The sequence below is a fragment of the Aliivibrio kagoshimensis genome, assembly GCF_050337105.1.
GTDB classification, from domain to species: domain Bacteria; phylum Pseudomonadota; class Gammaproteobacteria; order Enterobacterales; family Vibrionaceae; genus Aliivibrio_A; species Aliivibrio_A kagoshimensis.
In genome coordinates this window covers 1-10,822 of record NZ_JAKJSQ010000096.1, presented here as the reverse complement: position 1 = coordinate 10,822, position 10,822 = coordinate 1, and the positions used below count along the sequence as shown (strand labels likewise).

Here is a 10,822-nt window from a genome sequence, read left to right as displayed (position 1 = left end):
ATTTTGCTTGGAATACTGTCTGAAGCCCTTGGAATTCATAGGCGATTTCAAGCAAACACAATCAAGAATAGAAAGGTACTAAGTTACTTCACCTTGGGAAAACGGGTTTTCAAAAACATAAAAATCAAGATAACAATGTTATCTTGGCGAATAACAGTAAAAATGTTCTACCAAAAAATTAAAGTGGCTCAAGAGCTTAGGATTTAATTTTGTGGGGATCCTTCAGTGTCTGTCCCTGCAAGATCCTAGCTGGCACTATGCTTGATGAAGTGACCTATCAAATCAAGAAGACGGTAATATTGTAAGCTCATACTGAACAAATTCCTATCTTCGGAGCTGATACCTCTGTCAGCGTTTACGCATCACGAATTTGAGCGGTGATAGACACTAGCGCATGATCTGTACTGAATTGATCGTGTTTGAAGCTGGGGTTGATGAGGTGTTGATCGATGACGTTATAGTCGACGATTTCCAGTAAGCTCGCTGAATGGCGACTGTCAAATTCATTGGACAGCAATATGTAATCGAGCACAGAGCCTTTGGCGCCGTAATAGTGGGTTGCAGGCCGTTTGCTTAGACAATCAGACTCTTTTAACTGGTGATACATATCCCAACTGTCTTTGAGCTGAAAGGGAGTGAGCCATTGTTGACTGGATTTTTCTTGCCTTAACTCATTGGACAGCAAACCGATAAACTCATCGCTCATCAGAGGTTTATTGAAATCACCCATTAAAACTGCCGCTTGGTCTGTTTTTGCCTTTGCGACGTGATGTATTGATGGAGTAAATTTGCTTCAAACCCGCGTTGAATCGTAGACAACCAGGATCCGAATTGCTCATCGTACAAAATATTGAGCTGCTTTTTCTCGTAGGCTATTGGTGTAGAATTTGATCTGTTCTCGGGCTCTATCGGTTCTTCTGGGCGCTGAGATTTAAAATGCACAACATAACAGTCGGTCACCCCCAAGTGAGGCAGTTCAATGCTGGCGTGAACGGGAATACGATTGAAAGAGAAATCTGAATTCATTTCAAAACGTGCCAAAAATGCGGTATCGACAGCCACCGCTTGGCATTGAACTATTGGGTAGCGTGAAGCGATAGCCACCACAGAAGAGTAGAACAGATACCCATCCTCGGCTTTTGGATGGTCAACAGTGCAGAAATAGGGATAACCGAGTTGATTCAGTTGCTTCTCTAGCGCGCCAGGGCTGAATACTTCTTGAAAGCCAATCACATCTGGGCTTAATTGATTGATTTTTTCATTAAACCAAGACTGCTTCTTATGCCACTCATCCTGAGTCAAAATATTTTCAAATTCATAATAAGCGTTGGGTGGCTGTGCGTAATTGAAAAGATTGATTGTCGCGAATGTGATGGTGTCAGGGTTTAGCAAATGGCTACTCTCAGTGTGAGTTGTGATTAAGTATTTGCCATGGTACTCAATTAAGCCATCATTTACGAGGACAGGCAGAGTTTTAAGGGTGAAGATTATTGGGCCACTACATTGATTAATCTCTAGAAAAAATGCAACGGTAAGAAAAAATGAAGGTGGTTAAAAAAGCGAAAAGGGAATATCACAAAAAATATAAGAGATAATTTCACCTGACTTGCAGTATGCAGTAGTTTTACTTTTAATCAGTGTTCTCCGTTTGGTTTATTGTAAACGGGAAAACTCTAAATCGGAATAGATCTAGTTTAGCGGATGATTACACGGTGAATGATCATTGAGCGTGATGTTTAATGGAGTAAATAATGAGTGCAACGGATATCGCAATATTGAAAAAGAATGTATCTTGTCTTGTTTTGGTTTTATGGTTGTCTTTGGCATCAATTATTTGGATGGGGATGCTTGTGCTTATTGAGTATCTGTTTCAACAAGATTATTCAATTCCGCCTCTTCTTTCAGCAATAATACCCCCGTCTCTTGTTGGTTATTGGCTCGGTAAAAGGAGCGGTTATAGTTTCAGTTCTAAAATACGCTGGAAAGCGATAATAATATGGGCAACTGTTGTTGAAGCGTTAATACCTTCTTTACTTTTTTATCAGTTTAATGAAGAGAGTTGGCACCAAGTTGTCGATGAAGTAGGAGTAGGGCTTCTTTTCTTGTTACTTTTTATACTTACAGTGCATATTTTATTTTCAAATGTCATGTTTAAAAGTGGAGAGAAAGTAGGTGTTAAGTTATTCAACCAGCACTCTAGAACTAACACAGTGGGATAGTGAGGGAAAAAACAGGGCGGTTTTCTCCCATCAATCGCTTTATCCCTATAACGCAGACAGCTCTAGCTTCGCCTGTAGCATAGATTTTTCTGCTGATTCAAGCCCCATCGCTAGCCCTTCACTGTAGACAAACTCTACATCGGTAATGCCAACAAAACCGAGAATGGTTTTTAGGTAAGGAACCATGGAATCGGTCTCTTTATGAATGCCGCCACGAGTGGTTACCACGATCGCTTTTTTCCCTGTCAGTAAGCCTTTAGGGCCCTGTTCAGTGTAGTTAAAGGTGACTCCCGCTCTGGCAATAATATCGAACCAGTTCTTTAATTGCGTTGGAATCGTGAAGTTGTACATAGGGGCGCCAATAATCAAGGTATCGGCAGTTCTTATCTCTTCAATCAGTTCATCAGACAGCGTGATGGCATCTTGCTGTTTTTGAGTTGGGTTCTCTACGCCACGCAAACCCGTTGCTATCTCGCCATCAAGAACAGGAACCGGAGAGGCGGCGAGATCTCTTACCACTACATCATCGGTTGAGTAGGCGTCAATGTATTGGTTGATCAGTGCATTTGATTGAGAATATTCGCCAAGAATACTGGATTTAACTGCTAATAGTTTAGTCATTTTGATTCCTTATTTATCGGTGCCGATATGTTGTGGCACTCTATTTTCAAGCTTTCGATAAGTATAAGAGCCTTGAAAAAAATAAAAATCAAAAATTGCTGATGAGTTAGTACAAATTAATTGAACAGTCAGCAGGCTTTAGTGTTGCGTGCCGGATGGGTTATTACCAAAATTGGATTTCTGATAGATATCAGCAAGCTTTTTATCTTTGTGCTGGCGCTTCTCGTTGACTTTTGGGGTTGCTGAACTCTGTTGTATCGCCTGCTCATGATCTTTTGCTGATTGTAGAAATTCGGCGTCGGCCATCGCTTTTTTACGAAGTTTATCCACTCTTGCAAGGGTATCGGCTAACATAATTACACCTCATAAATGACTGTATCTATATACAGTATAGGAGTGTAAATACAATTGTCAAAAAATACTGTTCATTTAAACAGTACTAAAGGGGCGTTGTCGCCCCTTTAGCATCATGAACTAGTGTTGTGTGCCTGTTGGATCGGTGCCAAAGTTGGATTCTTGATAGATATCCGCCAATTTTTTCTTACTCTTTTTTTTCTTAGGGGGAGGTGTGGGTGATGAGGGGGGTTGAATTAAGGCGTGTTCATGGTCTTTAGCCGATTGAATGAACTCAGGATCGGCCATCGCTTTCTTACGTAGTTTGTCTACTCTTGCCAGTGTGTCAGCTAACATATTAACCTCCGTGGTGCCTGTTTATAAGCAGAGCAAAAGGGTTGTTTAATAGTTAAAAAACGCTTAGGTATCCAAGTTGTAAGTGAATGATGTTGTTGTCATTTGACTATTTAATCATAGCGCTAAATGGGTAATAACGCAAAAGGGCACCGTGAAGTGCCCTATGAGGTTTTTATCTAGCGAGATTAATAGACTAACTCTTGTTTGTGCTGTTCTGCGTTATAAGGGTTGACGGTCAGCTCATACAGGTCTTTTGGATTTTCAAGCCAAGGTACCAGTGATATGGTTGAGCCTAGTTGTAGTTCGGTTGCAATGTCATAGGTATAACGTAATACCGCAAGATCTTCTAATGCAAAACCGACTGAGTCAAAAATGGTGATCTGATCTTTTGAATCACGCCCTTGGTCTAGCCCTGCCACAACACGCCATAATGGGTGAACGGGGTGATCGGCGGCTAATTGCTGAATGTCACCTTCCACTCGAGTTTGAGGTTCATGCTCGATGAAGATCTTCCCTTCAAGTAGTACACCAACATCCAGTTCCGTTTTTCCTGGGCAGTCTCCGCCAACACCATTAATGTGAACACCGGGTCTGATCATATCTGGGGTTAAAATGGTTGCTTTGGTTTTATCGGCGGTGACGGTAGTGATGATATCGGCGTTGTGCGTACACTCTGCGGCAGATTTTGCTTGAATCACTTTCAATTTAGGAAATGCTTTTAAGTGTTTCTCAACCTTCATCATTGCGAGTTTATCGATGTCATATATTCTCAGTTCATCAATTCCTAATAGGGTATGGAAGGCAATGGCTTGGAATTCACATTGAGATCCACAACCGATTATACCCATCACTTTGGATTCAGGGTTAGCTAACGCTTTTGCTGCCATGACAGAAGTTACCGCGGTTCTAAAAGCGGTTAAAATGGTGAGTTCTGACAACATTCGTGGATAGCCTGTAGAGACATCGGCTAACGCGCCAAAGGCCATAACAGTAGAGAGTCCAAATCGTGGGTTTGAAGGGTGTCCATTGACAAATTTAAAACCATAATTTTTATCATCGGCAACAGGCATCAATTCGATTACGCCTACGTCACTATGGGCTGCAGTTCGCGCTGTTTTATCAAACGATTCCCAACGAGCAAAGTCAGACTCCATATAGGCAAGCAAGCCATTCATAAAATTGGCCGTCCCGGTCTTTTTAATCAATTCGCCTACGTTATTCACATCTAAAAATAAGGTCATTAGTCATTCCATTAATAGTTAATTTTAATCATTGAAGGGCTTTCATTACTGAGGGAAATAGTAAAGTGAGATTGAGCCAACAACTAGCCCATTTAATGTACAAATTACAAGGTAAATATTGCATAATGTCAGTAAATAATTGCAATGTGTTCAATGAAGTAGATTTTTATGATTGATAAACTTGATGCCAAAGATAGACAGCTCATCTCACTACTGCGCTCTAACGCCAGAATGCCAATTGTCAGCCTAGCTAAACAACTGAAAGTCTCTAGGGCGACGGTTCAGAATCGAATAATCAAACTTGAAAAAGAAGGCATTATTTTAGGGTATTCAATTAAAATAAAACCTGAAGTAGAAACTCATCCGATCAAGTCATTAATGAACATCTCGGTTGAAGCAAAAAATGAACTGAAAGTGATTGGCAGTTTACAGGCGTACCCAGAAGTGGTCGCGATACATCATACGAGTGGGCATTGGGATTTGATCGCGGTTATTACCACTGAGACACTGCCGCTTCTAAATGCCATTTTAAGTGAAATACGCATTATTCAAGGCATTGTGAGAACGGAAACTAATCTGTTACTAGATACGATCCATTAATAGTCATAGGGCAAGGCGCTCAAACTAGAGCGCCTTGCTCGTTACTTATAGCGTTTCGACGGCCTCCAAATTGCTTACAGACTCAAGCAGTAACTGCCCACAGGCAAGATAGACTGGATTGTGGGTGGCGGTGCTTAACTTCTCCACAAATCGTAATGTCCATGGGATCAGAACCACATTGGCCACTTGATTTGCCAGTGCCTGAACCTTGGGATCATTAGAACAAAAGAGCGCACTGACAAAGTAAAGCAGTAGCCCTAAGTGATCTTTGGATAGATTTACATCGCTTATATGCAGTGAAGAAAGATCAATGTTGAGACTCTCAATGATGCTCTCTAATTTTGCCATATCAAGGGTTTCATCGCTGAGCAACCAGTGGCTGGCTTGCAGAGAAAGGCCTGTTTTTTGCGGCAAAATAAATAGATGGCAATAGTCCGAGGCGAGCTGGTTGATGTTCTCGTCATTCCAATCCGTCTGCTGAATATAGTCAGAAAAACCGGAATGGAACTGATCCATTACTTCACAAATCTTGGGCTCTTGCAGTGTCTGGATGGTGGTTTTATCAAGTTCATGAATAAAGACCCTACCCAGTAGAGTAAATACCGTCCCTTGCTGGGTTAACGTTTGTGACTGGTTCATACTTTTCTCACCTTACAGATAGAATCAAACCAGTTTTGCCCGCCAACGAGAGGTGAGGGGTTAATCGGTAGGTTGTCATTCATTGGTACACCGTTACCAGTGCCACCAAGCTCTTTGGACCACCATATTTGGTCATGTAGATGCGGTTTTTTCTCACCATTAAACCCTGAGCTTGGCATACTGATGCGATTTTCCCCTTTTGATACCGACCCTTGCTGCCAGTGACCAGCACCATGACCAAAGCAGAGCACACGTTCATGCACACCATTGAGTACGCGAACGGTATTTCTAAAGACGCTGACGTTCTCATCGATGTTTCCACGGTAGGTTAAGCCTTTCGGACGTTTTACCGTGACCTCCACTTCATCCCCTGAAACTAATCCCATTTTTTTGGCAGTATTCGGGTTAATAAATAGTGGGTTAGTATGAACAATCTCAGCACTGTACTTCCACATGGCAGAGCGGCCTTGAGTGTGAACATTCCACTTGAAGGTTGTTAGAATCATGTCACTCTCTTCTAGGTCTTCGAAACCAGGAATGGAGTAGTATGTTGGTAGAGCATTGCCGTTGGGATCACTCTCAGGCAGCCCAACGGACTTAGCCGCTAACGGGAAGATTGGATCACTGACTTGAATGAGCCTTGATGGGGTCGGGAAACCTCTCACTGCAGTCATTTTTCCGCTATGGCGATCAGGCATCATGATTCCAATGGCTTTTTTCTTGCCCTTGACGGTGTTGTAGATGATGTTGGTTTTCCCATCGACATGGCTGCCAGCTAACTCTTTTGCAGGAACAGGCCTCTCAAACAGTTCGTAATCTTTGGCGCGATCGGTATCTTGCCAGATCCCGCGCTGTTTAAATTCCTCCCAACCGTTAGGGAATTTAGCGGACACCTCTTTGTACCACTCTTTGTAGAAATCTTCGACGTTATCAAAATCGAAATATTTCACCATGCCGCCGCCAATGTGGTGAGCGAGGTCTTTGAAGATAAGCTGAACTTCTCGAGCTTCACCTTGTGGTTTAACCAAAGGCTGTCGAATCCCAGTGTAGGGGATCAAACCATAACAGTTGGTGGAGTGTGGGTCCCATCTTTCAAGGCTGGTCGCTTCAGGAAGGATCATATCTGCTAGTGAGGCGTGTTCACTGTAGGCAATATCAATAGCGACATGATACGGCACTAATTTTTCGTCCAGTAGCACTTCACGACATACATTCGCTTCCGGGTATCCATAAGCCGCGCCATAGGTGAATGACATATACACGTCGACTTTGGCTCTTCCTTCGCGAATATAGTGCTGTACCAGTTGGCCGACTTTCATGCCATACCAGTGCCATGCTAATGGGTATTCAGCTGGCGTGGCAAGTTCGCCTTTGTATTTTTTCTGCCACATAGGATCAAGTCGATTTACTTTCTCTTTAATGTCTGACGGTAAATCGTCATAAGCGGCTGTTCCGGGTAAAAAAGCTTTTGGTGATGGCGGTGTCGGTTTAGGTTGAGAAACCGAAGGTAGACCGTCTTGACCATATTTACCACCACCCCACATACGAAGTGAGCTTAAACAGAACCCGCCTTTTTGACCGACATTGCCGACCAACACATCAAGCATTCTTAAGCCGCGATCCGCTTGATATCCGTTATAGTGCTTGGCCGAACCACGCGCAGTCATGGTAGTACAGTGCGGAGCAGCTTTAGCAAACTCAATGGCAATCCGACGGATTTCATTCGCCGGTACGCCGCTCTCTTTTTCGGCAAACTCTGGTGTCCACTGTTTAATGTGTTCTTTTATCTCTAACAGTGAAACATTAGACCAACGCTGCCAGAAATCGGTGTCGACCAACCCTTCATCGATGATCACATTGGCCATCGCAAAACCAATTGCGCCATCAGAGCCGGGCATTACCGAGTAGTATTCATCGGAACAGTTGACGGTAGCGGAAGGGCGAACCTCAAAACTGACCATTTTTGCGCCATGATCCACACGTGCTGTCTGTATCCGATGCATCATATAGAGCCCGCCTTGATAGGCCTCCATCGGGTTACAACCAAAGTTCAAGATGTATTTGGTATTCTCAAGATCTTGGGTTTCCCACTCGAAGTCACGACCAAAGTAACTCATGAGTGGCGCACGACGATTAGAGCTACAAATTGAACGACGATTTAATCGGTTAGGCGTGCCAAAAGCGTTAGTGAACCGCTTGGTAAAACCTTTAGTCTTATCTCTGCCATAGTGGAAAATAAAGCGCTCAGGATGGCCAGATTCACGACAGGTTTTGAGTTTATCTCCCACCTCTTTAATCGCTTCATCCCAGTGTACCCGTCTCCATTTCCCTTCGCCACGCTTACCAACACGTTTGATTGGATAGAGCAGGCGTTCAGGGTAGTAGGTGTAGCTGATCATACCGTTGGCTTTAGAGCAGATGTTTCCTTGGGAGTTAGGATCCAACGGGTTGCCTTCAATTTTTCGGACTTTTCCATCTTGTACCCAGCCAATAACACCACACGATGTGGTACAGCCAAAACAGATAGTCGGAATCGCTTTGGCACGGCTGTAGTCAATGAAATCCTTCTTACGGCCAGCAATTAATGCCTTGAGATCGTCTTCGATCTGTTGGCCACTGACTTGCGCGAAAAGAGGGGATGAAAATCCAATGGCAGTGACTCCTACAGAGAGTGTTGCTGCCATTTTTAAAAAGTCTCGGCGGGTAACTGTGTGAGTATCTATGTTTTTATTTTTCATCAGCTTGAGCTCCTGTTATCGTCAGTTTTTGCTCATAGATAATTTCATTATCCAGTTCGGAGATCTGAACACCGGTTTGTGCATCTTCCATCCAGGCTTCCAATCCTACGTAGAGGACATTGGGTTTAGTCCCTTCGCTGGCTTTAAACGGCACAGCGTTATGCGAGACTGAAAATTGAGTGACAGGATCGGCTGGATTATCTAAGTCTCCAAACAATAGAGCGCCCGTAGGACAAGTGCTGACACAGGCTGGCGCTTGCCCTAAAGAGGTGCGGTGCGTACATAAATCGCACTTATCGACCTGCTGCGTTTCACGATCAATATAGATGGCGTCATAAGGACAGGCAGCGATACAGGTTTGGTCGCCCATACACTTATCTTGATCAATCACGATACTGCTATCTGCAAGCTTGATAATCGCTTGGCTTTCACACGCATTCATGCAAGGTGCATCTTGGCAGTGCATACACATTTGGGGCAAAAATGAGAGGGTTTTTCTCTCTTTATGTTCTAAGTAGCGAACCCGATTTCTGAAATCCCCTAATGCAATGTCGTGCTCAGTTTTGCACGAGACACTGCAACTGTGGCAGCCGATGCAGCGGCGCAGATCAATGACAATGCCTGCGCGTTTCATAGAGAGTTTTCTATGTGTTGGAATGGATTGTTCCCATGGAATAGGGGGAAGTTTAGCCATGCTGAATACCTCAACCAGTTAATGAATATTGATAAAATATTAATGAGTCTTTTGTTATTTGTATGGTGAATGACTCGCGGCAAAATATAGGGCTATTGGCGATTTAAAAATGAGAGGAGAGAACAAATACGAAGAGATTAATGGTGTTTTTTTATCGTGTTTGTGACATAAATTTGCTTTTTAAAACTCAGGCTGACTGTGTGTTAATTGTGTTAATTATCAGAAGGATAGGCAGGTTGTTGCCTGGGTGGCCATGAGGGGAATTATGACATTTTCATGACGAAATAATCGGTCATAGAATGTGAATAGAAATGCTTAACGAAGGGAGAACGACGGCTTTGGTTAAGCACCGCAAGTAAGTAGAGAGTCAGTATCACTCTACGCTTGCGGAATCTGCTTAATGTTCCAATACGAACTCTAAAACATGGGGAATATCTTGAAAATCATTGATAGATTGATAGTGATGGATTTTATTGCCCACAATGACTAAATTCATCTTTAATGCGTCACTGGCACGCATATCGGACTCGGAGTCACCAAAGTAGGTGAGTTGAAAATCATCAACGTCTCCGGCGCGCTCTTTAGCGATTCTCATTATCTCGGTACGTGCATAATGGTCATCCGAAGAGGTCATGGTGAAATTATCTACATTGAACCCTGCTGACTGTAACGAAAGCAAGGTGGCTTCTTCCCAGCAATCGGTGGCAAATGATATTTGGAATTCGCCGCTATGCAGTAAGTTTTTCAGGAAGGCTTTAGCGCCTGCGACCTCTTTAACCGGGTACTGACTGATACACCGTTTGAGGTTGTTGATGAAGATAGGCTTTACCTGTTGCTCTAATTGCTGAAGAGTAAATTGAGGAGCTTGGCGCTCAATAAATGTCAACAAAATGCCTTTATCAGTGACAAAAGGGTAGGTATTCCAGTTATTGTGCAGATCGATCCCGGTGACCTCTTTAACTGCAGCAAGAAAACACACTTCATAATGTTGGTACGATTCAATTAAGGTCCCATCAACGTCAAACATAACGTGACTCTTAATACTTTCCACATGATCTCCTTATTTTTATGACCCTTATAGACGCTCTATCAACCTAATATTCCATGAAAGGCTTTTAAGAGAAGGGGAAGGGGTGATGAATTGTTAGCCTACAGTATCTCGTTTACTCAAATGGCTAAGAATGATGTAGATCATGAATAGTATCGAAAAAAATTGTTATTCACTACTTTTACGGTAAAAAGCATTGTGATTATTTTGTGTTTTAAGGATTTAAACAGGGTTATTATCTTTAATGTGTATATTTTATAGTTAAATTTAGAATTTTAAGTAACGTTATTCACTCGATTAAAAGCTATATTTTGATTTTTTATTTTAAAATA

Annotated in this window: 10 protein-coding genes and 2 pseudogenes; 3 read left to right on the top strand and 9 right to left on the bottom strand. The window is 42.7% G+C overall.

From position 1 onward, the window contains the following. Nucleotides 1-207: pseudogene (locus tag L4C32_RS19150) on the top strand (hypothetical protein); the annotation flags it as partial. Between the two features lie 148 nt (nucleotides 208-355). On the opposite strand, the pseudogene L4C32_RS19145 reads toward L4C32_RS19150, so the two are convergent. After that, a pseudogene (locus L4C32_RS19145) lies at nucleotides 356-1,392 on the bottom strand (endonuclease/exonuclease/phosphatase family protein). Nucleotides 1,393-1,751: 359 nt separating this feature from the next. On the opposite strand from L4C32_RS19145, the gene L4C32_RS19140 reads away from it, so the two are divergent. Continuing rightward, a complete protein-coding gene (locus L4C32_RS19140; protein ID WP_428198495.1) occupies nucleotides 1,752-2,219 on the top strand; it encodes a hypothetical protein in 468 nt (155 codons plus the stop codon). A gap of 45 nt (nucleotides 2,220-2,264) precedes the next feature. Here the strand turns inward: L4C32_RS19140 and L4C32_RS19135 are convergent, their stop codons facing one another. The 4 genes from L4C32_RS19135 to ocd form a co-directional block, all read right to left on the bottom strand. Then, a complete protein-coding gene (locus L4C32_RS19135) occupies nucleotides 2,265-2,840 on the bottom strand; it encodes an FMN-dependent NADH-azoreductase (protein WP_428198494.1) in 576 nt (191 codons plus the stop codon). Between the two features lie 138 nt (nucleotides 2,841-2,978). Then, a complete protein-coding gene (locus L4C32_RS19130) occupies nucleotides 2,979-3,194 on the bottom strand; it encodes a hypothetical protein (protein ID WP_428198493.1) in 216 nt (71 codons plus the stop codon). 120 nt (nucleotides 3,195-3,314) lie between these two features. Further along, on the bottom strand, nucleotides 3,315-3,530 hold the full coding sequence (locus tag L4C32_RS19125) for a hypothetical protein (protein ID WP_428198492.1): 216 nt from the start codon (nucleotides 3,528-3,530) through the stop codon (nucleotides 3,315-3,317). Nucleotides 3,531-3,715: 185 nt separating this feature from the next. Continuing rightward, on the bottom strand, nucleotides 3,716-4,771 hold the full coding sequence (ocd, locus tag L4C32_RS19120; protein WP_428198491.1) for an ornithine cyclodeaminase: 1,056 nt from the start codon (nucleotides 4,769-4,771) through the stop codon (nucleotides 3,716-3,718). Between the two features lie 168 nt (nucleotides 4,772-4,939). On the opposite strand from ocd, the gene L4C32_RS19115 reads away from it, so the two are divergent. After that, a complete protein-coding gene (locus L4C32_RS19115; protein ID WP_428198490.1) occupies nucleotides 4,940-5,371 on the top strand; it encodes an Lrp/AsnC family transcriptional regulator in 432 nt (143 codons plus the stop codon). 45 nt (nucleotides 5,372-5,416) lie between these two features. On the opposite strand, the gene L4C32_RS19110 is transcribed toward L4C32_RS19115, so the two are convergent. The 4 genes from L4C32_RS19110 to L4C32_RS19095 form a co-directional block, all read right to left on the bottom strand. Then, the gene (locus L4C32_RS19110; protein WP_428198489.1) at nucleotides 5,417-6,010 is read right to left on the bottom strand and encodes a TorD/DmsD family molecular chaperone; all 594 of its coding nucleotides are present in this window, start codon (nucleotides 6,008-6,010) and stop codon (nucleotides 5,417-5,419) included. Then, nucleotides 6,007-8,748, bottom strand: a complete 2,742-nt coding sequence (locus L4C32_RS19105) for a molybdopterin-containing oxidoreductase family protein (protein ID WP_428198488.1) — start codon at nucleotides 8,746-8,748, stop codon at nucleotides 6,007-6,009. Before L4C32_RS19105 ends, L4C32_RS19110 begins: the two co-directional genes overlap by 4 nt. Next, on the bottom strand, nucleotides 8,738-9,442 hold the full coding sequence (locus tag L4C32_RS19100; RefSeq protein ID WP_428198487.1) for a 4Fe-4S dicluster domain-containing protein: 705 nt from the start codon (nucleotides 9,440-9,442) through the stop codon (nucleotides 8,738-8,740). Before L4C32_RS19100 ends, L4C32_RS19105 begins: the two co-directional genes overlap by 11 nt. Nucleotides 9,443-9,839: 397 nt before the next feature. Further along, nucleotides 9,840-10,493, bottom strand: coding sequence for an HAD family hydrolase (locus tag L4C32_RS19095; protein ID WP_428198486.1), 654 nt, complete (start codon nucleotides 10,491-10,493; stop codon nucleotides 9,840-9,842). Nucleotides 10,494-10,822: the final 329 nt, after the last annotated feature.

Excerpts from the sequence above, each read along its gene's own strand:
- L4C32_RS19105 (WP_428198488.1), bottom strand. The coding sequence starts at position 8,748 with ATGAAAAATAAAAACATAGATACTCACACAGTTACCCGCCGAGACTTT.
- L4C32_RS19130 (WP_428198493.1), bottom strand. The coding sequence starts at position 3,194 with ATGTTAGCCGATACCCTTGCAAGAGTGGATAAACTTCGTAAAAAAGCG.
- L4C32_RS19100 (WP_428198487.1), bottom strand. The coding sequence starts at position 9,442 with ATGGCTAAACTTCCCCCTATTCCATGGGAACAATCCATTCCAACACAT.
- L4C32_RS19125 (WP_428198492.1), bottom strand. The coding sequence starts at position 3,530 with ATGTTAGCTGACACACTGGCAAGAGTAGACAAACTACGTAAGAAAGCG.
- L4C32_RS19115 (WP_428198490.1), top strand. The coding sequence starts at position 4,940 with ATGATTGATAAACTTGATGCCAAAGATAGACAGCTCATCTCACTACTG.
- ocd (WP_428198491.1), bottom strand. The coding sequence starts at position 4,771 with ATGACCTTATTTTTAGATGTGAATAACGTAGGCGAATTGATTAAAAAG.
- L4C32_RS19140 (WP_428198495.1), top strand. The coding sequence starts at position 1,752 with ATGAGTGCAACGGATATCGCAATATTGAAAAAGAATGTATCTTGTCTT.
- L4C32_RS19110 (WP_428198489.1), bottom strand. The coding sequence starts at position 6,010 with ATGAACCAGTCACAAACGTTAACCCAGCAAGGGACGGTATTTACTCTA.
- L4C32_RS19135 (WP_428198494.1), bottom strand. The coding sequence starts at position 2,840 with ATGACTAAACTATTAGCAGTTAAATCCAGTATTCTTGGCGAATATTCT.